This window comes from Pseudomonas sp. LB3P81, from assembly GCF_054897965.1.
This window is the reverse complement of sequence record NZ_JBUBVG010000001.1, coordinates 3,742,549-3,763,650: the sequence shown is the minus strand read 5'-3', so window position 1 is coordinate 3,763,650 and position 21,102 is coordinate 3,742,549. Positions and strand designations below refer to the sequence as shown.

The 21,102-nt window shown below is 60.4% G+C and carries 23 protein-coding genes; 15 read left to right on the top strand and 8 right to left on the bottom strand.

Features of this window, described 5'->3' with window-relative positions; translation table 11 throughout:
• The first annotated feature begins 13 nt into the window (after positions 1-13).
• The 9 genes from ACYZTL_RS17375 (at position 14) to ACYZTL_RS17335 (ending at position 6,725) form a co-directional block, all read left to right on the top strand.
• The gene (locus tag ACYZTL_RS17375) at positions 14-700 is read left to right on the top strand and encodes a YggS family pyridoxal phosphate-dependent enzyme (protein ID WP_461952819.1); all 687 of its coding nucleotides are present in this window, start codon (positions 14-16) and stop codon (positions 698-700) included.
• 35 nt (positions 701-735) lie between these two features.
• Positions 736-1,554 carry a pyrroline-5-carboxylate reductase gene (gene proC / locus ACYZTL_RS17370; RefSeq protein WP_461952818.1) on the top strand — a complete coding sequence of 273 codons (819 nt, stop codon included), beginning with the start codon at positions 736-738 and terminating at the stop codon, positions 1,552-1,554.
• A 10-nt stretch (positions 1,555-1,564) separates the two neighbouring features.
• Positions 1,565-2,155 carry a YggT family protein gene (locus ACYZTL_RS17365; protein ID WP_461952817.1) on the top strand — a complete coding sequence of 197 codons (591 nt, stop codon included), beginning with the start codon at positions 1,565-1,567 and terminating at the stop codon, positions 2,153-2,155.
• Positions 2,156-2,347: 192 nt separating this feature from the next.
• Entirely contained in the window at positions 2,348-3,487 is a 1,140-nt protein-coding gene (gene metX, locus ACYZTL_RS17360) for a homoserine O-succinyltransferase MetX (protein WP_461952816.1), read from the top strand.
• A gap of 15 nt (positions 3,488-3,502) precedes the next feature.
• Positions 3,503-4,123, top strand: a complete 621-nt coding sequence (gene metW / locus ACYZTL_RS17355) for a methionine biosynthesis protein MetW (protein WP_027926558.1) — start codon at positions 3,503-3,505, stop codon at positions 4,121-4,123.
• 26 nt (positions 4,124-4,149) lie between these two features.
• Positions 4,150-4,584, top strand: a complete 435-nt coding sequence (locus ACYZTL_RS17350) for a DUF4426 domain-containing protein (RefSeq protein WP_461952815.1) — start codon at positions 4,150-4,152, stop codon at positions 4,582-4,584.
• Complete coding sequence (rdgB, locus tag ACYZTL_RS17345; protein WP_461952814.1) at positions 4,581-5,177, top strand: RdgB/HAM1 family non-canonical purine NTP pyrophosphatase; 597 nt, start codon at positions 4,581-4,583, stop codon at positions 5,175-5,177. The genes ACYZTL_RS17350 and rdgB overlap by 4 nt, the downstream gene beginning before the upstream one ends.
• Complete coding sequence (gene hemW / locus ACYZTL_RS17340; protein WP_461952813.1) at positions 5,174-6,379, top strand: radical SAM family heme chaperone HemW; 1,206 nt, start codon at positions 5,174-5,176, stop codon at positions 6,377-6,379. Before rdgB ends, hemW begins: the two co-directional genes overlap by 4 nt.
• 22 nt (positions 6,380-6,401) lie before the next feature.
• The gene (locus tag ACYZTL_RS17335; protein WP_461952812.1) at positions 6,402-6,725 is read left to right on the top strand and encodes a DUF3392 domain-containing protein; all 324 of its coding nucleotides are present in this window, start codon (positions 6,402-6,404) and stop codon (positions 6,723-6,725) included.
• Positions 6,726-6,843: 118 nt separating this feature from the next.
• On the opposite strand, the gene trmB is transcribed toward ACYZTL_RS17335, so the two are convergent.
• The 4 genes from trmB to ACYZTL_RS17315 form a co-directional block, all read right to left on the bottom strand.
• A complete protein-coding gene (trmB, locus tag ACYZTL_RS17330; protein WP_461952811.1) occupies positions 6,844-7,569 on the bottom strand; it encodes a tRNA (guanosine(46)-N7)-methyltransferase TrmB in 726 nt (241 codons plus the stop codon).
• Positions 7,570-7,578: 9 nt separating this feature from the next.
• Positions 7,579-8,373: a thiazole synthase gene (locus ACYZTL_RS17325; protein WP_007897902.1), complete on the bottom strand. Its 795-nt coding sequence runs from the start codon at positions 8,371-8,373 to the stop codon at positions 7,579-7,581.
• A 60-nt stretch (positions 8,374-8,433) separates the two neighbouring features.
• Entirely contained in the window at positions 8,434-8,634 is a 201-nt protein-coding gene (gene thiS / locus ACYZTL_RS17320) for a sulfur carrier protein ThiS (protein ID WP_461952810.1), read from the bottom strand.
• 171 nt (positions 8,635-8,805) lie between these two features.
• A complete protein-coding gene (locus tag ACYZTL_RS17315; RefSeq protein ID WP_461952809.1) occupies positions 8,806-9,177 on the bottom strand; it encodes a DUF423 domain-containing protein in 372 nt (123 codons plus the stop codon).
• 74 nt (positions 9,178-9,251) lie between these two features.
• Here ACYZTL_RS17315 and mtgA point away from each other — a divergent pair, with 74 nt between their 5' ends.
• Complete coding sequence (gene mtgA / locus ACYZTL_RS17310; protein ID WP_461952808.1) at positions 9,252-9,974, top strand: monofunctional biosynthetic peptidoglycan transglycosylase; 723 nt, start codon at positions 9,252-9,254, stop codon at positions 9,972-9,974.
• Between the two features lie 102 nt (positions 9,975-10,076).
• On the opposite strand, the gene rpoH is transcribed toward mtgA, so the two are convergent.
• The 4 genes from rpoH to ftsY form a co-directional block, all read right to left on the bottom strand.
• Positions 10,077-10,931, bottom strand: coding sequence for an RNA polymerase sigma factor RpoH (rpoH, locus tag ACYZTL_RS17305; RefSeq protein WP_007897890.1), 855 nt, complete (start codon positions 10,929-10,931; stop codon positions 10,077-10,079).
• Between the two features lie 112 nt (positions 10,932-11,043).
• On the bottom strand, positions 11,044-12,066 hold the full coding sequence (gene ftsX / locus ACYZTL_RS17300; protein WP_461952807.1) for a permease-like cell division protein FtsX: 1,023 nt from the start codon (positions 12,064-12,066) through the stop codon (positions 11,044-11,046).
• A complete protein-coding gene (ftsE, locus tag ACYZTL_RS17295; RefSeq protein ID WP_461952806.1) occupies positions 12,063-12,734 on the bottom strand; it encodes a cell division ATP-binding protein FtsE in 672 nt (223 codons plus the stop codon). Before ftsE ends, ftsX begins: the two co-directional genes overlap by 4 nt.
• Complete coding sequence (gene ftsY / locus ACYZTL_RS17290) at positions 12,731-14,308, bottom strand: signal recognition particle-docking protein FtsY (RefSeq protein WP_461952805.1); 1,578 nt, start codon at positions 14,306-14,308, stop codon at positions 12,731-12,733. Before ftsY ends, ftsE begins: the two co-directional genes overlap by 4 nt.
• 344 nt (positions 14,309-14,652) lie before the next feature.
• Here ftsY and ACYZTL_RS17285 point away from each other — a divergent pair, with 344 nt between their 5' ends.
• From ACYZTL_RS17285 to ACYZTL_RS17265, 5 genes are all read left to right on the top strand, one after another.
• Positions 14,653-16,008 (top strand): M16 family metallopeptidase, encoded by a 1,356-nt coding sequence (locus tag ACYZTL_RS17285; protein ID WP_461952804.1) that lies wholly within the window; start codon positions 14,653-14,655, stop codon positions 16,006-16,008.
• Complete coding sequence (locus ACYZTL_RS17280) at positions 16,001-17,491, top strand: M16 family metallopeptidase (protein WP_461952803.1); 1,491 nt, start codon at positions 16,001-16,003, stop codon at positions 17,489-17,491. The genes ACYZTL_RS17285 and ACYZTL_RS17280 overlap by 8 nt, the downstream gene beginning before the upstream one ends.
• Complete coding sequence (gene rsmD / locus ACYZTL_RS17275) at positions 17,491-18,093, top strand: 16S rRNA (guanine(966)-N(2))-methyltransferase RsmD (RefSeq protein ID WP_461952802.1); 603 nt, start codon at positions 17,491-17,493, stop codon at positions 18,091-18,093. Before ACYZTL_RS17280 ends, rsmD begins: the two co-directional genes overlap by 1 nt.
• A gap of 126 nt (positions 18,094-18,219) precedes the next feature.
• The gene (locus ACYZTL_RS17270; RefSeq protein ID WP_461952801.1) at positions 18,220-19,563 is read left to right on the top strand and encodes a M16 family metallopeptidase; all 1,344 of its coding nucleotides are present in this window, start codon (positions 18,220-18,222) and stop codon (positions 19,561-19,563) included.
• Positions 19,556-21,058, top strand: a complete 1,503-nt coding sequence (locus ACYZTL_RS17265; protein WP_461952800.1) for a M16 family metallopeptidase — start codon at positions 19,556-19,558, stop codon at positions 21,056-21,058. The genes ACYZTL_RS17270 and ACYZTL_RS17265 overlap by 8 nt, the downstream gene beginning before the upstream one ends.
• The last annotated feature ends 44 nt before the right edge of the window (positions 21,059-21,102 follow it).

The following is a 21,102-nucleotide window of genomic DNA, read 5'->3' as shown; positions in this document are numbered from 1 at the left end:
TGGCGCCTCTTGAATGTCCACGATAGCAGACAACTTTGCACTGGTTAGTTCACGCATCCGGGCTGCCGCCCTTGCCGCCCACCGCGACGAACACAGCGTCCAGCTATTGGCCGTTAGCAAGACCAAGCCCGCCGACGCCGTGCGTGAAGCCCACGCCGCCGGTCTACGCGACTTTGGCGAGAATTACCTGCAGGAAGCCCTGGGCAAACAGCTCGAATTGGCCGACCTGCCCTTGATCTGGCACTTCATCGGCCCCATTCAATCGAACAAGACTCGCGCTATCGCCGAGCACTTCGCCTGGGTGCATTCCGTGGATCGCTTGAAAATCGCACAACGCCTGTCCGAACAACGTCCTGCCGATCTGCCGCCACTGAACATCTGCATCCAGGTCAACGTCAGCGGTGAAGCCAGCAAATCTGGCTGCACCCCGGCCGACCTGCCCGCCCTGGCCCACGCCATCAGCGAGCTACCGCGCCTGAAGCTGCGCGGGCTGATGGCGATCCCCGAGCCGACTGAAGATCGCGCCGCCCAGGATGCCGCTTTTGCTGCCGTGCAAAACCTGCAAGCCAGCCTGAACCTGCCGCTCGACACACTTTCCATGGGTATGAGCCATGACCTTGAGTCGGCCATCGCCCAAGGCGCTACCTGGGTCCGTATCGGTACGGCCCTGTTTGGCGCTCGCGACTATGCCCAGCCTTGAATAATGGCTGACACCTCTCTTTATAAGGACCTGACATGAGCAAGACTCGTATTGCCTTTATCGGTGCCGGCAACATGGCCGCCAGCCTGATCGGCGGCCTGCGCGCCAAAGGTCTGGACGCCGCGCAGATCCGCGCCAGTGATCCGGGCGTTGAAACCCGCGCCAAAGTGAACGCTGAACACGGCATCGAAGTATTTGCCGACAACGCCGAGGCCATTCAAGGCGCGGACGTCGTCGTGCTGGCGGTCAAACCCCAGGCGATGAAAGCCGTGTGCGAAGCGATTCGCCCAAGCTTGCAACCGAATCAACTGGTGGTGTCGATCGCCGCTGGCATCACCTGCGCCAGCATGAACAACTGGCTCGGCGCCCAGCCGATCGTACGCTGCATGCCCAACACCCCGGCGCTGCTGCGTCAGGGTGTGAGCGGTTTGTTCGCCACCGCCGAGGTGACCGCAGAGCAACGCCAACAGGCTGAAGATCTGCTGTCGGCCGTCGGCATCGCCCTGTGGTTGAACGAAGAACAGCAACTGGACGCAGTCACCGCCGTTTCCGGCTCGGGCCCTGCGTACTTCTTCCTGCTGATCGAAGCCATGACCGCCGCAGGCGTGAAGCTCGGCCTGCCGGCAGACATCGCCGCCCAGTTGACCCTGCAAACCGCATTGGGCGCCGCGCACATGGCGGTTTCCAGCGATGTCGACGCCGCTGAGCTGCGTCGCCGCGTGACTTCGCCTGCGGGCACCACAGAAGCTGCAATCAAATCGTTCCAGGCTGGTGGCTTCGAAGCCTTGGTAGAAAAAGCACTTGGCGCCGCTGCGCACCGCTCGGCCGAGATGGCCGAACAACTGGGTCAATAAGGAGCCTTACATGATTGGATTGAACACTGCAGCGGTTTACGTGCTGCAAACCCTCGGCAGCCTGTACCTGCTGATCGTGCTGCTGCGCTTCGTGCTGCAATTGGTGCGCGCGAACTTCTACAACCCGCTGTGCCAGTTCGCCGTCAAAGCCACTCAGCCGCTGCTCAAGCCGCTGCGCCGGGTCATCCCGAGCATGTTCGGCCTGGACATGTCCTCGCTGGTGCTGGCGATTTTCGTGCAACTGGCGTTGATGGCCCTCACCCTGCTGCTGACCTACGGCACCACCGGCAACCCGCTGCAATTGCTGATCTGGTCGCTGATCGGCGTGACCGCGCTGTTCATGAAGATTTTCTTCTTCGCGCTGATCATCAGCGTGATCCTGTCCTGGATCGCCCCGGGCAGCCATAACCCGGGCGCCGAACTGGTGAACCAGATCTGCGAGCCGGCCCTGGCGCCGTTCCGCAAGATCCTGCCAAGCATGGGCGGCCTCGATATCTCGCCGATCCTCGCGTTCATGGCGCTGAAGCTGATCGACATGCTGGTGATCAACAACCTCGCCGCGATGACGATGATGCCGGAAATCCTGCGCCTGCTGATCTGATCGGCAGGCTAACCGCGTCATCGTTCTTCGCGAGCAAGCCCGCTCCCACAGGATCACATCAATCCTGTGGGAGCGGGCTTGCTCGCGAATGCCGCACCTCGGTCTGACTGAATGAAATCAGGCCCGGCCTTTGCTTGCCGCTAACCCCACCGGTCTTTAGACTTACGCCTCATTTCAACGAGAGCAGGGTCGATGCCAACTGCCTTTCCCGCCGATTCTGTTGGTCTGGTGACGCCGCAAGTGGCGCACTTCAGCGAACCCCTGGCCCTGGCCTGCGGCCGTTCGCTCCCAGCGTACGACCTCATTTACGAAACCTACGGCACGCTGAACGCCACGGCGAGCAATGCCGTGCTGATCTGCCACGCCTTGTCCGGTCACCATCACGCTGCCGGCTTCCACAGCCCCGACGACCGCAAACCCGGTTGGTGGGACAGCTGCATCGGCCCCGGCAAGCCGATCGACACGAACAAGTTCTTCGTGGTCAGCCTGAACAACCTCGGCGGTTGCAACGGCTCCACCGGCCCGAGCAGCGTCAACCCGGAAACCGGCAAGCCGTTCGGTGCCGATTTCCCGGTGCTGACCGTGGAAGACTGGGTGCACAGCCAGGCACGCCTGGCCGACCGGATCGGCATCAGCCAATGGGCAGCGGTGATTGGCGGCAGCCTCGGCGGCATGCAGGCGATGCAGTGGAGCATTACGTACCCCGATCGCATTCGTCACTGCCTGGCCATCGCCTCGGCCCCCAAGCTGTCGGCACAAAACATCGCCTTCAACGAAGTGGCGCGTCAGGCGATCCTCACCGACCCCGAATTCCACGGCGGTTCGTTCCAGGAAGCGGGCGTGATCCCCAAGCGCGGCTTGATGCTGGCGCGGATGGTCGGGCACATCACTTACCTGTCCGACGATTCCATGGGTGAGAAATTCGGCCGTGGCCTCAAGAGCGAGAAGCTCAACTACGACTTCCACAGCGTCGAGTTCCAGGTTGAAAGCTACCTGCGTTATCAGGGCGAAGAGTTCTCCGGGCGTTTCGACGCCAATACCTATCTGCTGATGACCAAGGCACTGGATTACTTCGACCCGGCGGCGAACTTCGACGATGACCTGGCGAAAACCTTCGCCGGCGCCTCGGCCAAGTTCTGCGTGATGTCCTTCACCACCGACTGGCGCTTCTCCCCTGCCCGCTCGCGGGAACTGGTGGACGCGCTGATGACGGCCAAGAAAGACGTCTGCTACCTCGAGATCGACGCTCCGCAAGGCCACGACGCCTTCCTGATTCCGATCCCGCGCTACTTGCAGGCGTTCAGCAATTACATGAACCGCATAAAGTTGTGAGAAAGCGAGAAAGCCATGAGAGCTGATCTGGAAATCATCCAGGAATGGATCCCCGCCGGCAGCCGCGTGCTCGACCTCGGTTGCGGTGACGGCGAGCTGCTGACGTGGCTGCGGGACAACAAGCAAGTCACCGGTTACGGCCTGGAAAACGACCCGGACAACATCGCCGAGTGCGTGGCCAAGGGCATCAACGTCATCGAGCAGGATCTGGACAAGGGCCTTGGCAACTTTGCCAGCAACAGTTTCGACATCGTGGTCATGACCCAGGCGCTGCAAGCCGTGCACTACCCGGACAAGATCCTCGACGAAATGCTGCGGGTCGGTCGCCAATGCATCATCACCTTCCCCAACTTCGGTCACTGGCGCTGCCGCTGGTACCTGGCGAGCAAGGGCCGGATGCCGGTGTCCGAGTTTCTGCCGTACACCTGGTACAACACGCCGAACATCCACTTCTGCACCTTCGAAGACTTTGAAGCACTTTGCCGCGAACGTGAAGCGAAGGTCATTGATCGGCTTGCCGTGGATCAACAGCATCGGCACGGGTGGGCCAGTAAGCTATGGCCTAATCTGTTAGGTGAGATCGGTATCTACCGCGTCAGCAGCCCGGGCCTGCAAGACCACAAGGTCGCGGTCTGAACCACGATATTCCAAGGAGAACGATCATGGGTCGTCTAGCGCTGTTTTTACTCACCGCCTGCCTGAGCGTCACCGCCATGGCCGCCGATGCCATCAAAGGTGACCGTCAGGAAAAATTCGGCGATGTGACGGTGCATTACAACACCTTCAACTCCACTTTTCTGACACCGGACATCGCCAAAGCCGCGGAACTCACCCGCAGCAAGAATCAAGGCGTGATCAACGTTTCGGTGATCAAGGAAGGCAAACCGCTGATGGCTCAAGTCAGTGGAACGGTCAAAGACCTGACCAGCCAAAGTGTGCCGTTGAAATTCAAACAGATCACCGAACAAGGCGCGATCTACTACATCGCGCAATACCCGGTCGATCAGCAGGAAATCCGTACCTTCGAGATCAAGGTGCAGAACGGTGACAAAATCAACACCATCAATTTCAACCAAGAGCTTTTCCCCGGCGAATGATGAACTTCACGCAACTCGTACTGGCCAGCCACAACGCCGGCAAACTCAAGGAACTCCAGGCCATGCTCGGCGACTCGGTGCAACTGCGCTCGATCGGCGAGTTCAGCAGCATCGAGCCTGAAGAAACCGGCCTGTCGTTCGTCGAGAACGCCATCCTCAAGGCCCGCAATGCCGCGCGCATTTCCGGTCTGCCGGCGCTGGCCGACGATTCCGGGCTGGCAGTGGATTTCCTGGGCGGTGCACCGGGGATCTACTCTGCTCGTTATGCCGATGGCCAGGGCGATGCGGCGAACAACGCCAAACTGCTCGATGCCTTGAAAGACGTGCCGGAAGCCGAGCGCGGCGCGCAGTTCGTCTGCGTGCTAGCGCTGGTGCGTCATGCTGATGATCCGCTGCCGATCCTCTGCGAAGGCTTGTGGCACGGTCGCATCCTCACCCAAGCCAGCGGCGAGCAAGGTTTTGGCTATGACCCGCTGTTCTGGGTGCCGGAGCGCGATTGCTCCAGCGCCGAGCTGAGCCCGAGCGACAAGAACCTCATCAGCCACCGCGCCCGTGCAATGGATCTGCTGCGCCAGCGTCTGGGCTTGAAATGACCCGTGAATCATCCGCGTCGCCGCTGATCTTCGGCGGTGCCGCACAATCGCCTCGGGCCGCGCTGCCAACGCTGCCGCCCCTGGCGCTGTACATCCACATCCCGTGGTGTGTGCGCAAATGCCCTTATTGCGACTTCAACTCCCACACTGCCAGCCCAGTGCTGCCGGAGCAGGAGTACGTCGACGCCTTGCTGGCCGATCTCGATCAGGACCTGCATGCGGTCTACGGTCGTGAGTTGAGTTCGATTTTCTTTGGTGGCGGCACGCCGAGCCTGTTCAGCGCCGAAGCCTTGGGCCGTTTGCTCAAGGGCGTAGAGCAGCGCATTCCGTTTGCCAGTGACATCGAAATCACCCTGGAAGCCAACCCGGGGACGTTCGAGCAAGAGAAGTTCGTCGCTTACCGCGCATTGGGCATCAATCGGCTGTCGATCGGCATCCAGAGCTTTCAGGAAGAGAAACTCAAGGCGCTGGGGCGGATTCACAACGGCGATGAAGCGGTGCGCGCCGCCGGCATGGCGCGTCAGGCCGGGTTCGATAACTTCAACCTGGACCTGATGCATGGTTTGCCCGATCAGTCGCTGGACGATGCGTTGAGCGATTTGCGCCAGGCCATCGCCCTGAAACCGACCCACTTGTCCTGGTATCAGCTGACGCTGGAGCCGAACACGGTGTTCTGGAACCAGCCGCCGACGCTGCCGGAAGACGACACGCTGTGGGACATTCAGGAAGCCGGCCAGGCGCTGCTCGCCGAACACGGTTACGCGCAATACGAAGTCTCGGCCTATGCCCAGCCCGGTCGCCCGGCGCGGCATAACCTCAACTACTGGAGTTTTGGCGACTTCATCGGCATCGGCGCCGGCGCCCATGGAAAGCTCAGCCATCCGGACGGGCGCATCGTGCGCACCTGGAAGACGCGTCTGCCGAAGGACTACCTGAACCCGGCGAAAAGCTTCAAGGCTGGTGAGAAGGCGCTGACCAATGATGAATTGCCGTTCGAATTCCTGATGAACGCTTTGCGCCTGACCGAGGGCGTGGAATCGCGGCTGTACCCGGAGCGCACCGGGCTGAGCCTGGAAAGCCTCGCCGAAGGCCGCCTCGACGCAGAACAAAGCGGCCTGTTGCAGGTCGAACCGTCACGTCTGGCGGCCACCGAGCGCGGGCAACTGTTCCTCAATGACTTGCTGCAAAAATTTCTGAGCTGATTTCAGCCTTAAGGGAAAACCAATGGATTTGATATTCGACCTGCTCGCCACCGCCTCCCGCTGGAGCCGCAGCAACCTGTCGGAAATCTCTCTGGCGCTGGTGGGCTGTTTGCTGGTGCTGTTCGGCGCGGACATCAAAGGCTGGGTCGACCAACGCCTGGGCAGCATCGCCGGCGCCTTGCGCGTCCCGCTGATGGCCCTGCTGTGCATGGTCGGCAGCGGCGTCGCGCTGATCTACGCCACGCCATGGATCATCAAAGGCCTGAGCCAGTTCAACAACTACAGCCTGGCGCCGGTGTTGTTGGTGGTGTTGGTGTTGATTGGCGTCGTCGCCGACCGCCGCTGATCCCGAAAACACCAAAGCCCCACTGTAGGATCGAGCTTGCTCGCGATGGTCGTTAACGAAAACGCGGGGCATCTGGAGCCCCGCGTTATTTTATGGTTTCTCGCGAGCAAGCTCGCTCCTACAACTGTTTCTCGAACTTCAGGTCCCACACGCCATGCCCAAGACGTTCGCCACGGCGTTCGAACTTGGTGATCGGGCGCTCGGCCGGGCGCGGAACGCACTTGCCGTCTTCGGCCAGGTTGCGATAACCCGGCGCAACGTTCATCACTTCCAGCATGTACTCGGCGTACGGCTCCCAGTCGGTGGCCATGTGCAGAATACCGCCGACCTTCAACTTGCTGCGCACCAGTTCAGCGAACGACGCCTGAACGATACGGCGCTTGTGGTGACGGCTCTTGTGCCACGGGTCCGGGAAAAACAGCATCAGGCGATCGAGGCTGTTGTCGGCCACACAACGGTTGAGCACTTCGATCGCGTCGCAATCGTAGACCCGCAGGTTGGTCAGACCCTGTGTCAGCACGCCATTGAGCAGCGCGCCAACACCCGGACGGTGAACTTCCACGCCAATGAAATCCTGTTCCGGCGAGGCCGCTGCCATTTCCAGCAACGAATGGCCCATGCCGAAACCGATTTCCAGCGAGCGCGGTGCCGAGCGACCGAACACTTGGTCGAAGTCCACCGGTGCATCGGCCAGCGGCAGCACGAACAGCGGCGTGCCCTGCTCCAGACCTTTTTGCTGGCCTTCGGTCATGCGCCCGGCGCGCATCACGAAGCTCTTGATGCGGCGGTGTTGGCGCTCGTCGCCTTCTTCCGTCTGGATTGGCGTGTCGTTTGATTCAGTCATCAATGGCTCTTACTTGATCAGACCATCCAGCGGCGAAGAGGCGCTGGCATAGAGTTTTTTCGGCATACGGCCGGCGAGGTAGGCCAGGCGGCCCGCAACGATGGCGTGTTTCATGGCTTCAGCCATCATGATCGGCTGCTGGGCATGGGCAATGGCCGAGTTCATCAGCACTGCTTCGCAACCCAGTTCCATGGCGATGGTGGCGTCGGAAGCAGTACCGACACCGGCATCCACCAATACCGGGATCTTGGCTTCTTCAAGGATGATCTGCAGGTTGTACGGGTTGCAGATCCCCAGGCCCGTGCCGATCAGACCGGCCAGCGGCATGACCGCGATGCAGCCGATTTCCGCCAGTTGACGGGCGATGATCGGATCATCGCTGGTGTAAACCATCACGTCGAAGCCTTCCTTGACCAGCACTTCGGCGGCCTTGAGGGTTTCGATCACGTTGGGGAACAGGGTTTTCTGGTCCGCCAGCACTTCCAGCTTCACCAGGTTGTGGCCGCCGAGCAGCTCACGGGCCAGGCGACAGGTGCGCACAGCCTCGGTAGCGTCGAAGCAACCGGCGGTGTTCGGCAGGAAGGTGTAGCGGTCCGGCGACAGGACTTCGAGCAAGTTCGGTTCGCCCGGATTCTGGCCGAGGTTGGTACGGCGCACGGCGAAAGTGACGATCTCGGCACCCGAGGCCTCGATGGCCAGGCGGGTTTCTTCCATGTCGCGGTACTTGCCGGTGCCTACCAGCAAACGCGACTGGTAAGTACGACCGGCCAGGACGAAAGGCTTGTCGCTACGAACGATGCTCATGGGAAATCCTCTGTAGGGGTGAGGTTCTTGCAGAATTCTGTGCCCTTGCGGGCCGGGCGACTAGCCGCCGCCGATAGCGTGCACCACTTCGACGGAATCGCCGTCGTTCAGCGTGGTGTCGACATGCTGACTGCGCGGGACGATATCCAGATTGAGTTCGACCGCCACCCGGCGTCCGGTCAGTTCCAGACGGGTCAGCAGGGCCGCAACGGTTTCACCGTCGGGCAGTTCAAGGGATTCGCCGTTCAACTGAATGCGCATGCCGAATGCCGCCATCATTTTTAGGGGCTGGCATTCTAGCCCGATCAGTCAGGCTGACCCAAGCCATTCGTCTTGAAACACGATCCCTGTAGGAGCTGCCGCAGGCTGCGATCTTTCGACAGTCAAAAGAGCAAGATCAAAAGATCGCAGCCTGCGGCAGCTCCTACAGGGTCAGCTCAACCGCCAGGCGGCAAGGCCCAGGCAGAGCCAACCGACCAGAAATGCCAAGCCACCGAAGGGTGTGATGATCCCGAGCTTGCTGATGCCGGTCAGGGTCAACACGTACAGACTGCCGGAAAACAGCAGGATGCCAATGGCAAACGAGGCGCCGGCCCAAGTAATCAGCCGACCCGGAATCTGTGTGGCCAGCAGCGCAACACCCAGCAATGCCAAGGTGTGCACCAATTGGTAGGTGACACCCGTGTGGAAGATCGCCAGGTATTCAGGCGTCAGCCGGTTTTTCAGGCCATGGGCGGCGAACGCGCCAAGGGCAACGCCGGTGAAACCGAAGAAAGCGGCCAGCATCAGAAAGCCACGCAGCATGAAGAACTCCAGTCAGACTCGATCAACAGGGTCTGTATAATGGCCCGCTCAACGGGTTCGGCCAAGCCATCTCTATGCTGCGTTTATTTCTGCGACGATTCACGAAGGCCCTGCTCTGGTTCGCGGGTGGCAGCGTATTGCTGGTGCTGATTTTTCGCGTGGTGCCGCCACCGGGCACGGCGCTGATGGTCGAGCGCAAGGTCGAATCCTGGGTCGACGGCGAGCCCATCGACCTGCAACGCACCTGGAAACCCTGGGATGAAATCTCCGATGACCTGAAAGTCGCGGTGATTGCCGGCGAGGATCAGAAATTTCCGGAGCATTGGGGTTTTGACCTCGGTGCAATCCGCGCCGCACTGGCTCACAACGAGCTGGGGGGGTCGGTTCGCGGCGCCAGTACATTGAGCCAGCAAGTCTCGAAGAACCTGTTTTTGTGGTCTGGGCGCAGTTGGTTGCGCAAAGGCCTGGAAGCCTGGTTTACCGGGTTGATCGAGGTGCTTTGGCCCAAGCAGCGGATTCTTGAGGTTTACCTGAACAGCGTCGAGTGGGATGACGGAGTGTTTGGCGCGGAAGCGGCGGCCAGGCATCACTTTGGTGTGAGCGCCAAATCGCTGTCCCGGCAGCAGGCGAGTTATCTGGCGGCCGTATTGCCTAACCCACGAGTTTGGAGCGCGAGCCACCCGACGAGTTATGTTGCACGTCGGGCCGGCTGGATTCGGCAGCAGATGAGCCAGTTGGGTGGCGACAGCTATCTGCTGGGGCTCAATGATTCGCGCCGGGCGCCGTGGGCCCAGTAACACCGAAGATCAACTGTGGGAGTTGCGGTGTGGCGGGAAAACGGGCACATACAAAAACGCCCCGATCAATGATCGGGGCGTTTTTTATTGCCTTCGCGCAGATTAGGCGGCGATCGACAACTTGAGCTTGTTCATCGCGCTCTTCTCGAGCTGACGAATACGCTCGGCCGACACGTTGTACTTTTGCGCCAGGTCGTGCAGCGTGGCTTTCTCTTCAGCCAACCAGCGCTGATAAAGGATGTCACGGCTGCGGTCGTCCAGCACTTCCAGCGCTTCGTGCAGGTTGTGATTGGAGTTGTCGCTCCAGTCGGCATCTTCCAGTTGACGGGCCGGGTCGTACCGGTGGTCTTCCAGATAGTTGGCCGGCGACTGGAAAGCACTGTCGTCGTCCGCTTCTGCGGCCGGGTCGAAGGCCATGTCATGGCCGGTCAGGCGACTTTCCATCTCGCGCACTTCCCGCGGCTCTACACCGAGGCTTTCCGCCACACGGTGGACTTCCTCGTTGTTCAGCCACGCCAGACGTTTCTTCTGGCTGCGCAGGTTGAAGAACAGCTTGCGCTGGGCCTTGGTGGTCGCGACTTTCACGATGCGCCAGTTGCGCAGGATGAACTCGTGGATTTCCGCCTTGATCCAGTGCACGGCGAACGAAACCAGACGCACGCCCATTTCCGGGTTAAAGCGCTTCACAGCCTTCATCAGGCCGACGTTGCCTTCCTGGATCAGGTCAGCCTGAGCCAGACCGTAGCCGGAATAGCTACGGGCGATATGTACGACAAAACGCAGGTGGGCGAGCACCATCTGCCGAGCCGCCCCCAAATCCTGCTCATAATAGAGACTCTCGGCCAGTTCACGCTCCTGCTCCGGCGTCAGCAAAGGAATGCTGTTGACGGTGTGCACATAGGCCTCCAGGTTCGCACCCGGGACCAGAGCATATGCAGGTTGCAAAGAATTGGTCATACGAAAAAACCTCCCACTTACAAACTCGTGCAGTTCAGCACTGCGAAAATTGACCGGAAACCAAAAGACAAGTTCCCATAAACGCTGAAAGGTCAATACGAGCAAAATGATACTACTTAGGCGCAAGCTCCCTCAGGTGGCGTGCGACTGCAATCCATGCACCGATATACCCCAACAGCACCGCGCCAAGCAAGAGCGACAGACCGTCGGCAACCGGCACTCCGGCCAGTGCGAAATCACTGCCGTACAAACCGGCCAGCCCGACCACTGCGTCGTTCAGCCAGTTCAGGCCGAACGCCAATACACCCCAGGAAAGCATCCCCGCACCGAAGCCATACAACGCGCCCATATAAAGAAAGGGCCTGCGCACATAGCTGTCAGTGCCGCCGACGAGTTTAATCACTTCTATCTCTGTGCGGCGGTTTTCAATATGAAGACGAATGGTATTGCCTATCACCAAAAGTAATGCAGAAACCAGAAGCACGGTCAGACCGAAGACAAAACGCTCGCCCAGCTTGAGGATGGCTGCCAGACGCTCAACCCAGACTAGATCAAGTTGTGCCTGTTGTACCTTCGGCAGCTCGGAAAGTTTTTGTCGTAATGCTTCAAGCGCGGGCTTGTCGACTTCGTTCGGGGTCACCAGCACCACGCCTGGCAGCGGGTTTTCCGGCAGTTCCTTCAGCGCCTCGCCCAGACCGGACTGCTGCTGAAACTCTTCCAGCGCCTGATCGCGGCCGACATATTCAGCATCAGCTACGCCTGGAATGCCTTTGATCTGGTCACGCAACGACTCGCCTTCAGCCGGGCTGGCCTCGAGTTGCAGGTACAGGGAAATCTGCGCCGCACGCTGCCAAGAGCCGCCAAGGCGCTCAACATTACTTAGCAAAAGTGACAGGCCCATCGGCAAGCTCAAGGCTACCGCCATCACCATGCAGGTGAAGAAACTGCCGATGGGCTGCTTGCCCAGGCGGCGCAAACTGTCCAGCAGACTGGCGCGATGGCTTTCAACCCAGGAGCGAAACAGCGTGGCAAAGTCCGGGCCGTCATCATCGTCGTGTTTTTTCTTCTGCGGTTGCGGATCGGCGGCTTTCGGTGCCACACGCTCGGAAACCTTAGGGCTACGTGTCGCACTCATTCCCCAGCCTCCCCGTCGCCGATCAGTCGGCCGCGTTGCAGAGTCAGCATGCGATGACGCATGCGCGCGATCAGGGCCAGGTCGTGGCTGGCGATCAGCACGCTGGTGCCCAGACGGTTGATGTCTTCGAACACCCCCATAATCTCGGCCGCAAGACGCGGGTCGAGGTTACCGGTCGGCTCGTCCGCCAGCAGCAACGCCGGACGGTGAACGATGGCGCGGGCAATGCCGACGCGCTGTTGCTGACCGGTGGACAGGTCGCCGGGGTACAGATCGGTTTTATCCGACAGCGCCACACGCTCAAGCGCAGAATCCACGCGTTTGACGATCTCGGCCTTCGACAGGCCAAGGATCTGCAACGGCAGCGCGACGTTGTTGAACACCGTGCGATCGAACAGCAACTGGTGATTCTGGAACACCACACCGATCTGCCGGCGCAGGAAAGGAATCTGCGCGTTGCTGATGGTGGCCAGGTCCTGGCCGGCCAGCAGCAATTTGCCAGTGGTTGGACGCTCCATTGCCAGCAGCAGCCGCAACAAGGTGCTTTTACCGGCGCCAGAGTGGCCGGTCACAAACAAGAATTCGCCCCGACGGACTCGAAAGCTCAGCTCATGCAAGCCGACGTGACCGTTCGGGTAGCGTTTACCGACCTGTTCGAAACGAATCATGAACGCTCCCGCTCGGCAAACAATGCCTGGACAAAGGGTTCTGCTTCAAAAGTACGCAAGTCATCGATGCCTTCACCGACGCCGATGTAGCGAATCGGCAGGCCAAACTGCTTGGCCAGGGCGAAAATCACCCCGCCCTTGGCGGTGCCGTCGAGCTTGGTCAGCGCCAGACCGGTCAGTTCGACGGTCTGGTTGAATTGCTTGGCCTGGTTGATCGCGTTCTGACCGGTGCCGGCATCGAGTACCAACAGCACTTCGTGCGGTGCGTCGGCGTCGAGTTTGCCGATCACCCGGCGAACTTTCTTCAACTCTTCCATCAGATTGTCTTTGGTGTGCAGACGACCGGCGGTGTCAGCGATCAACACGTCAATGCCACGCGCCTTGGCGGCCTGCACGGCGTCGAAGATCACCGAAGCCGAGTCGGCGCCGGTGTGCTGGGCGATCACCGGAATCTTGTTGCGCTCGCCCCAGACCTGCAATTGCTCGACCGCTGCGGCACGGAAGGTATCACCCGCCGCGAGCATGACTTTCTTGCCTTCGAGTTGCAGTTTCTTCGCCAGTTTACCGATGGTGGTGGTCTTGCCGGCGCCATTGACGCCGACGACCAGAATCACGAACGGCTTGTTCTGCGAGGTGATTTTCAGCGGCTGCTCGACGGGTTTGAGCATTGCAGCCAGTTCAGCCTGCAAGGACTTGTACAGCGCGTCGGCGTCGGCCAGTTCCTTGCGGGCGACCTTTTGGGTCAGGCGCTGGATGATCACCGAAGTCGCTTCGACGCCAACGTCGGCCGTCAGCAAACGGGTTTCGATGTCTTCGAGCAGCTCGTCATCAATGATTTTCTTGCCGAGAAACAGGCTGGCCATGCCTTCGCCAATGCTGGCGCTGGTCTTGGACAGGCCTTGCTTGAGACGGGCGAAGAAACCGGCTTTGGATTCTTCGGTACGCGCAGGCTCGGCGGGTGTTTCGACCGGCACGACCGGCGCAGTGGCAACGGGAGCGACGACCGGCACGACCGGCGCGGCGGCAACAGGAGCGACGACCGGCACGACCGGCACGACCGGCGCGGCGGCAACGGGAGCGACGACCGGCGCAGGCTCTGGCGCATGAACAACCGGAGCAACCGGAGCAACGAATACAGGAATCACAGGTTCCGGAACAACCGGCACAGGCTCGGCCATAACAACCGGCTCAACCACCGGAGCCTGAATCGGCTCAGGCGCAAACGAAGTCGGCGCTGGAATCGGCGGTGTAACGTGCGGCGCCAGCTCGTCTTCGACCAGCGCCACCGGCTCTTCCGCCACGGGCAAGGTCAGCCACGGCTCAGCGGCTGGCGCCAGCGGTTGTTCAGCCACGACTTCAGGTTCCGCCTCAACCACCGGTTGCAGCACCGGCGCGGCAATCGGCAGGACAATCGGCGCCGGCTGTTCTTCTATTACCGGTGCAGGTGTTGACTCAGGGAATGGCTGTGGCTGTTCGACGACGGTTTCCTGCGGCTTTTTGCGCAGCCATCCGAACAGGCTTTTCTTCTCGCCAGCCGCAGCTGGGGCTTTCTTGTCGTCGTTGGAACCAAACATGGAGGACGGCTATCTCACGGTAGCGACGCGCCAAAGGGCGCCCCGGCAAATAAATATTCGATGCAGAACAGACTGCGATTGACCCAGCTTGTTCACGCGCAACATTTTCTGGAGGTGCAAACGGCACCTTACAAAAACGATTTCACGAAGGACTGAAGCGGCAAAATCGGCGAAAAAGCAGAGTTTAGTTGATAAACCACAGCCTTCTGCCGCAAACCCATTCAACCTGATCAAACGCAAAGGCCTGATAGGCGTGGCCGCCAGTAAAACGGATCAGTATCCTAGCACCCTCTCGCCCGCCGACGCTAAGACCAAGCGGGCAGCTCAACAGGTTTAAAAAACGAATGAATGCTCTAGCCCGCCGCGCTGCAGGCCTGCTGCTCAGCACAGTTTGTCTGCCACTTTCAGCCCTCGCTGCCGATCCGCAACCCACCCATGAATTCACCCTCGACAACGGCCTGAAGGTCGTCGTGCGCGAAGACCATCGTGCGCCGGTGGTGGTTTCCCAGGTCTGGTACAAGGTCGGCTCCAGCTACGAGACGCCGGGACAGACCGGTTTGTCCCACGCCCTGGAACACATGATGTTCAAGGGCAGCGAGAAAGTCGGCCCCGGCGAAGCCTCGCTGATCCTGCGCGACCTCGGTGCCGAAGAGAACGCCTTCACCAGCGACGACTTCACCGCTTATTACCAAGTGCTGGCCCGCGACCGTCTGGGCGTGGCTTTCGAACTGGAAGCCGACCGCATGGCCAGCCTGCGCCTGCCGGCCGACGAGTTCGCCCGCGAGATCGAAGTCATTAAGGAAGAACGTCGTCTGCGCACTGATGACAAGCCGATGTCCAAGGCCTACGAGCGCTTCAAGGCCATGGCCTACCCGGCCAGCGGTTACCACACGCCGACCATCGGCTGGATGGCTGACCTGGACCGCATGAAAGTCGAAGAACTGCGCCACTGGTACCAATCCTGGTACGTACCGAACAACGCCACGCTGGTGGTCGTCGGCGACGTGACCCCGGACGAGGTCAAAACCCTGGCCCAGCGCTACTTCGGCCCGATCGCCAAGCGTGACGTGCCGCCGGCGAAAATCCCGATGGAACTGGCCGAACCCGGCGAGCGCCAGATCACGCTGCACGTGCAGACGCAATTGCCGAGCCTGATGCTGGGCTTCAACGTACCCAGCATTGCCACCGCCGAAGACAAGCGGTCGGTCCACGCCTTGCGCCTGATCTCGGCCCTGCTCGATGGCGGTTACAGCGGACGCATCCCGACGCAACTGGAACGCGGCGAAGAGCTGGTGTCCGGCGGCTCGTCGAGCTACGACGCCTACACCCGTGGCGACAGCCTGTTCACCCTGTCGGCAACGCCGAACACCCAGAAAGACAAAACCATGGCCCAGGCTGAAGCCGGGTTGTGGAAGCTGCTCGATCAGCTGAAAACCACCGCGCCGTCAGCCGAAGAGCTGGAACGCGTCCGCGCACAAGTCATCGCCGGTCTGGTTTACGAGCGTGACTCGATCACCAGCCAGGCGACCGCCATCGGCCAACTGGAAACCGTCGGCCTGTCGTGGAAACTGATGGACACCGAACTGGCCGAACTGGAAAGCGTAACGCCGGAAGACATCCAGAAAGCCGCCAAGCTGTACTTCACCCGCGAACGTCTCAGCGTCGCCCATGTCCTGCCACTGGAGACGACTCATGAGTGAGTGTAAAAAATCCCGTTGGGCCTTGATTGGCCTGATTGCTGTCGCATTGATCGGATCCGCGGCCTTCTATTTCCTGAAGACCGGCGAGTCCAACGCCAGTGAAGCCCTCGACAAGGCCAAGTCCAGCCAGAAGCTGCAATCGCTGGCCGAACTCGACGGCAAGGCACCGAGCCGCCGTACGCTGGACGTGCAGACCTGGAACACCGCCGAAGGCGCCAAGGTGCTGTTCGTCGAAGCCCGCGAGTTGCCGATGTTCGACATGCGCCTGATCTTCGCCGCCGGCAGCAGCCAGGACGGCGATGCGCCGGGACTGGCTGTGCTGACCAACGCAATGCTCAATGAAGGTGTGGCCGGCAAAGATGTTGGCGCCATCGCTCAGGGCTTCGAAGGCCTGGGTGCCGACTTCGGCAACGGTGCGTTCAAGGACATGGCACTGGCCTCGTTGCGCAGCCTCAGCGCCGCGGACAAACGCGAACCCGCGCTGAAGCTGTTTTCCGAAGTCGTCGGCAAACCGACCTTCCCCGCCGATTCGTTTGCACGCATCAAGAACCAGATGCTTGCCGGCTTCGAATACCAGAAACAGAACCCCGGCAAACTGGCCAGCATCGAGCTGATGAATCGCTTGTACGGCGATCACCCGTACGCGCATTCCAGCGACGGCACGGCGAAAACCGTTCCAGCGATTACCCTGGCTCAACTGAAGGCTTTCCATGAGAAAGCCTACGCCGCCGGCAACGTGGTGATTGCGCTGGTAGGCGATCTTTCTCGTGCCGAGGCCGAGGCGATTGCTGCACAAGTTTCCAGCGCGCTGCCAAAAGGCCCTGCGCTGGCGAAGCTGCCGCAACCTGAAGAACCGAAAGCCAGCATCGGCCACATCGAGTTTCCGTCCAAGCAGACCAACCTGATGCTGGCGCAACTGGGCATCGACCGTGACGACCCGGATTACGCAGCCCTGTCCATGGGCAACCAGATCCTCGGTGGCGGTGGCTTCGGCACCCGTTTGATGAGCGAAGTGCGCGAAAAGCGCGGCCTGACGTATGGCGTGTATTCGGGCTTTACCCCGATGCAGGCGCGCGGCCCGTTCATGATCAACCTGCAAACCCGCGCCGAGATGAGCGAAGGCACGCTGAAACTGGTGCAGGATGTGCTCGCCGACTACCTTAAAACCGGGCCGACCGAGAAAGAACTCGACGACGCCAAGCGTGAACTGGCCGGCAGCTTCCCGCTGTCCACCGCCAGCAACGCGGATATCGTCGGCCAGCTCGGCGCGATGGGTTTCTACAACTTGCCGCTGAGTTATTTGGAGGACTTCATGCAGCAGTCCCAGAGCCTGACCGTCGAGCAAGTCAAAACCGCACTGAACAAACACCTGAGCACGGACAAAATGGTCATCGTCAGCGCTGGCCCGACCGTGCCGCAAAAGCCGTTACCGGCCCCTACTGATAAACCTGCCGAGCAGCCGCTCGGGGTTCCGGAGCATTAATGGCCACTTCCCGTCCAAAAAAACCTGTTCACAACGTGCATAACGGCGTGAACCAACTGCGCATCATCGGCGGCGAATGGCGCAGCCGTAAACTGAGCTTCCCTGACGCGCCGGGCTTGCGCCCGACCCCGGACCGGGTGCGTGAAACCCTGTTCAACTGGCTCGCGCCCTATGTAGCCGGGGCCAAGGTGCTCGATCCGTTCGCCGGCAGCGGCGCGCTGTTTCTTGAAGCCCTGTCCCGTGGCGCGGCCATGGGTCAGGCGCTGGATGCGAGCAATATCGCGGTGTCCAGCCTGAAAGAACATCTGGGCACGCTGCGTTGCACCACCGGCCAGGTTCAGACCGCCGACGCTTTGCGCTATCTGGAAACCCAGCCAGCGGTCGCCTACGACCTGGTCTTCCTCGACCCGCCGTTCAACCAGAACCTGTTGCCCGCCGTGTGCACCCTGCTCGAAGAGCGCCAATGGCTGGCGGACGACGCCTGGGTCTATACCGAAAGCGAAAACGCACCGTCGACGCTCGGTTTGCCGGCGAACTGGCGCCTGCACCGCGAGCAGAAATCCGGGCGGGTTTACTACGCGCTGTGGCAGCGCAGCCAATAACTGCTGCGCGACACAATCTGTCCAAATGAATGCCCGCTGTGCGGTAACTATCTACCGCACAACGGCGCATCAAAATCCTCACAGTGGATTACGTAATCTCCGTAAATCACTGAGGACAACTCTCCCATGGACAAATACCGCAGCAGGATGCTGCTTTTTCTATGCCTGACCCCGCTGACGGCACTCGCCGCCCCATCACCCACACACGAATTTGTACTGGACAATGGCCTGAAGGTCATCGTGCAAGAGGATCACCGAGCCCCAGTGGTGACCTCTCAACTCTGGTTCAAGGTCGGATCCATCGACGAAGCTCCGGGGCAGACCGGCCTGTCGCATGCTCTGGAACACATGCTCTACAAAGGCAGCAGCAAGACGTGTCCAGGAGAAGCGGCGGCAATTCTTGAATCGTTGGGTGCCTCGGAAAATGCTGTTACCAACAAACATGTGACCGGTTACTACCAGACGTTGGCCACCCCCTACCTGGGCGTCGCTTTCGAGTTGATGGCCGATCTCATGTCGACAGCACTCTTGCGGGCCGAAGACCTGACTCCCGAAATGGCGGTGATTCGGGAAGAGCGTCGCCTGATAGTAGACGACAGCCCTACAGAGACTGCACTCGAACGCCTCACGACGTTGGCTTATCCCTCCAGCAGCTACCGGACACCGATCATTGGCTGGATGGACGACCTGCACCGCTTGAACGCCGCCGACCTGCGCGACTGGTATGAGTCACGCTACGTACCCGGAAATGCCACGCTGGTGATCGTCGGTGACGTCACGCTTGATCAGGTCAAGCCTATGGCGGAGCGCTATTTCGGCGCGCTCGCCAGCCGTCCCGTCCCCCCTGTACTGAAGCCGCTGGAGCTGCCGGAGCCTGGCGAACGGAAACTCACTCTCCATCAACCTGTCCACGCCCCACAGCTGATCATGGCGTTCAATGTACCCAGTCTGGCAACGGCGCAGACAAGCCGATCCGTGCACGCCTTGCGCTTGATCGAGATGCTGCTGGCTGGTTCCCAAAGCGCCCGTCTGCCAAAACACCTGACGCATCAAGAACAGCTGTTCACCCGTATCGACTCCACCTATGACGCCTTCACCCGTGGCGACACGCTTCTGGTACTGAGCGCCCAACTTGACGACACGCACTCCGCCAGCCTCGACGAGGCGCAAACGCGAATCTGGCATTTGCTCGACGAACTGCGAACCACGCCACCCTCCGCCGATGAGCTGGAGCGTGCACGAACTCAACTGATCGCCCGGCAAATTTATGCACGGGACTTAATTGATGACACAGCCAGCCAACTGGCCGGCCTGGAGAGCATCGGTCTGTCCTGGCGATTAATGGATCAAGACATCGTCGAGTTAAAGAAAGTGACACCCGAGGACGTCCGCCAGGCCGCCGAAACCTACCTGATCCGTGAACGCCTGAGCACGGCCCACGTCCTTGTTGAGAAGAAAAACCATGAATGAATCTGCACACAGCCCTCGGGGCGCCATATTTTGCCTCGCACTGATCGGTTGCCTGCCTGTCAGTCTGATGGCAGCCGATACCGCGCCACCCGCGCCAACCGGCTTTCCTGCGTCAGTGCTGCAATCGCTGTTGGAAATCGACACGACCCAATCGACGCCACGCCCATTGACCATCAAGGGCTGGAAAACCAGAGCAGACACCAAAACGCTGTTCATAGGCATCTCGGCACTGCCGATGTTCGATATTCATGTCAGCTTCCCCGCCGGCAGTGCCCTTGAAAACGATAAGCCCGGCCTCGCCGGGATCACGTTCAGCCTGCTGAATGAAGGTGTAGAGGGCAAAACTGACCACGCCGCCATCAGCGAAACCTTCGATGGCCTGGGTGCGAAACTCAAGCTGAAACTGGATCAAGAGCGTGCCACCTTTTCCTTGCGCAGTCTGAGCGACCCGGAGAAAAGCGCGCCGGCGCTGCAACTGTTTGCACAAATCCTTGGTCAGCCATCCCTGTCCGATGAAGCACTGGTCAGGGTCAAAAGCGAGCTTCGCGGATTGCTTCAATCACGGCAGCAACAGCCAGAGGAGATTGCCTCTTTGCGCCTCCAAGAGCTTCTGGCCCCCGAAACCGCGTACGCGCGTTCGATCTATGGAACCGACACAGGTCTGGCGTCCATCACCCGACAAGCGGTTCAGGACTTTCACCGGCAAGCCTACTCGGCGCGCCAGGCGCAAATCACAGTGGTGGGTGACTTGACGGTGGAACAGGCTCAGACCATCAGCCTGCAAATCGCCAACGCGCTGCCCGACACACCCGTCAACACCTCCCCAGCCGAACCTTTCAAACTGACCGGCACGGATATGACCAGCCATATTGAACGTGCGCAGGAACAAAGCCACGTGTTGTTCGGACAGCCCAGCGTGTCGCGCCAGCATGACGACTTCGTTGCGCTGTACGCAGCAACGGTGATTTTTGGCCGGGGGACGAATTCCCGCCTGATCACTGAACTGCGGCATAAGCGAGGACTGGTGTACGGCGCCAGCGTTCAGACCAGTGACTGGGCGGGGAGCGGACTGACGACAATCTCTCTGGATACCAGTCCGCAATTCGCTGACGGCACTGTGACACTGATGAAGTCGATGCTCAGCGATTATCTGCGCGACGGTCCTACACAGGAGGAACTCGATCATCTCAAGCGCCGATTGGCCAACACGAGCGTTATTGACAGCGCCAGCAACAAGCAGATCCTCGAGCGCCTGGTCGAGATCAACCGCCATCACCTGCCACTTGATCTGGACTTCTTTGTACAGCAAGTGCAGCGACTGACGCTCAAGCAAATCAAAACCACATTGGGCAAGCACCTGACTGATGATCAGTGGCGAGTGGTCACCGTGGGCCCCACGGTGGAGCAACTGCCGCTTCCGCAACCCGTCATTGCGCCAGCCGACGATCCATCCCGGAACACGTGTCGCGCTGACGCGAGCTTTGTGGCAAGTTAGGTTTTCATTGAATGCGGCAGTCGCACCTTCGCGCCTGCCGCTTC

Excerpts from the sequence above, each read along its gene's own strand:
- ACYZTL_RS17375 (WP_461952819.1), top strand. The coding sequence starts at position 14 with ATGTCCACGATAGCAGACAACTTTGCACTGGTTAGTTCACGCATCCGG.
- proC (WP_461952818.1), top strand. The coding sequence starts at position 736 with ATGAGCAAGACTCGTATTGCCTTTATCGGTGCCGGCAACATGGCCGCC.
- ACYZTL_RS17365 (WP_461952817.1), top strand. The coding sequence starts at position 1,565 with ATGATTGGATTGAACACTGCAGCGGTTTACGTGCTGCAAACCCTCGGC.
- metX (WP_461952816.1), top strand. The coding sequence starts at position 2,348 with ATGCCAACTGCCTTTCCCGCCGATTCTGTTGGTCTGGTGACGCCGCAA.
- metW (WP_027926558.1), top strand. The coding sequence starts at position 3,503 with ATGAGAGCTGATCTGGAAATCATCCAGGAATGGATCCCCGCCGGCAGC.
- ACYZTL_RS17350 (WP_461952815.1), top strand. The coding sequence starts at position 4,150 with ATGGGTCGTCTAGCGCTGTTTTTACTCACCGCCTGCCTGAGCGTCACC.
- rdgB (WP_461952814.1), top strand. The coding sequence starts at position 4,581 with ATGATGAACTTCACGCAACTCGTACTGGCCAGCCACAACGCCGGCAAA.
- hemW (WP_461952813.1), top strand. The coding sequence starts at position 5,174 with ATGACCCGTGAATCATCCGCGTCGCCGCTGATCTTCGGCGGTGCCGCA.
- ACYZTL_RS17335 (WP_461952812.1), top strand. The coding sequence starts at position 6,402 with ATGGATTTGATATTCGACCTGCTCGCCACCGCCTCCCGCTGGAGCCGC.
- trmB (WP_461952811.1), bottom strand. The coding sequence starts at position 7,569 with ATGACTGAATCAAACGACACGCCAATCCAGACGGAAGAAGGCGACGAG.
- ACYZTL_RS17325 (WP_007897902.1), bottom strand. The coding sequence starts at position 8,373 with ATGAGCATCGTTCGTAGCGACAAGCCTTTCGTCCTGGCCGGTCGTACT.
- thiS (WP_461952810.1), bottom strand. The coding sequence starts at position 8,634 with ATGCGCATTCAGTTGAACGGCGAATCCCTTGAACTGCCCGACGGTGAA.
- ACYZTL_RS17315 (WP_461952809.1), bottom strand. The coding sequence starts at position 9,177 with ATGCTGCGTGGCTTTCTGATGCTGGCCGCTTTCTTCGGTTTCACCGGC.
- mtgA (WP_461952808.1), top strand. The coding sequence starts at position 9,252 with ATGCTGCGTTTATTTCTGCGACGATTCACGAAGGCCCTGCTCTGGTTC.
- rpoH (WP_007897890.1), bottom strand. The coding sequence starts at position 10,931 with ATGACCAATTCTTTGCAACCTGCATATGCTCTGGTCCCGGGTGCGAAC.
- ftsX (WP_461952807.1), bottom strand. The coding sequence starts at position 12,066 with ATGAGTGCGACACGTAGCCCTAAGGTTTCCGAGCGTGTGGCACCGAAA.
- ftsE (WP_461952806.1), bottom strand. The coding sequence starts at position 12,734 with ATGATTCGTTTCGAACAGGTCGGTAAACGCTACCCGAACGGTCACGTC.
- ftsY (WP_461952805.1), bottom strand. The coding sequence starts at position 14,308 with ATGTTTGGTTCCAACGACGACAAGAAAGCCCCAGCTGCGGCTGGCGAG.
- ACYZTL_RS17285 (WP_461952804.1), top strand. The coding sequence starts at position 14,653 with ATGAATGCTCTAGCCCGCCGCGCTGCAGGCCTGCTGCTCAGCACAGTT.
- ACYZTL_RS17280 (WP_461952803.1), top strand. The coding sequence starts at position 16,001 with ATGAGTGAGTGTAAAAAATCCCGTTGGGCCTTGATTGGCCTGATTGCT.
- rsmD (WP_461952802.1), top strand. The coding sequence starts at position 17,491 with ATGGCCACTTCCCGTCCAAAAAAACCTGTTCACAACGTGCATAACGGC.
- ACYZTL_RS17270 (WP_461952801.1), top strand. The coding sequence starts at position 18,220 with ATGGACAAATACCGCAGCAGGATGCTGCTTTTTCTATGCCTGACCCCG.
- ACYZTL_RS17265 (WP_461952800.1), top strand. The coding sequence starts at position 19,556 with ATGAATGAATCTGCACACAGCCCTCGGGGCGCCATATTTTGCCTCGCA.